We start from the raw sequence: 833 nt of genomic DNA, 5'->3' as shown, positions 1-833 counted from the left end.
GGCAACGTGATTGACGCGGCGGCGCGCATCGAAGCCACGCACGATCTGAATCTCACTGCCGGCCAGAACATTGTGAACCTGGGCGGCGCACTCACTGCCGGCAACACCCTGAACCTGAACGCCGGCAACGACGTCGTGATTGCGGCAGTGGAAGACAGCAGCAGCCGCAGCACGAAAGACAAGCGGCACGCGTGGTCAGCAAGCAGCGTGCAGCAACTGGGATCAGAAGTCAGCGCGGGCGGCAACCTGAACATCACGGCTGGCAACGACCTGACGGTCGTCGCCAGCCGAGTGAGCGCAGGCGGCGACGCCCTGCTCAGCGCCGGGCGGGATGTGACCCTGAGTTCCGCTGCCAACGTGGCACACAGCGAATACCACTACAAGAGCAGCAAGAAGAAGGTCAATGCCGAAGACCTGCGCGTTGAACAGCAGGCCACCGAACTCACGGCCGGCGGCAACGTTGCCCTGCTGGCGGGGCGCGATCTGACGGTGGCGGCGAGCCAAGTCGAAGCGAAGGATTCCGCCTACCTCTACGCCGGTCGTGATCTATCGCTCTTGGCGGGCGAAGAACTCACCCGGCACTTCTACGAAAAGCAGAAGAAAGGCAGCCTCGGCAAGAAGTCGATGCGCCTGGACGACGTGACGACGGTGACGGTGGCGGGCAGCGACATCCAGGCGGGCAACGACATTGTGCTGGCGAGCCTGGGCGACCAACGCTATCAGGCGGCAAAACTAAGTAGCGGCAACGACCTGACGCTGGACGCAGGCGGCGACATCACCTTCGAGGCGATGAAAGCGCTGATGCAGGAAGCGCACCACAAGAGCAAGAGCAG

1 protein-coding gene is annotated in these 833 nt (G+C 63.3%); it reads left to right on the top strand.

Features of this window, described 5'->3' with window-relative positions; translation table 11 throughout:
* Positions 1 to 833: hemagglutinin repeat-containing protein (locus JYJ39_RS13950; protein WP_205205262.1), on the top strand; the 833-nt coding region annotated here is incomplete at both ends.

This window comes from Azonexus hydrophilus (assembly GCF_905120355.1).
GTDB lineage: Bacteria > Pseudomonadota > Gammaproteobacteria > Burkholderiales > Rhodocyclaceae > Azonexus.
Note: the sequence above shows the minus strand (reverse complement) of the source record. Positions and strands in the feature narration are given on the sequence as shown.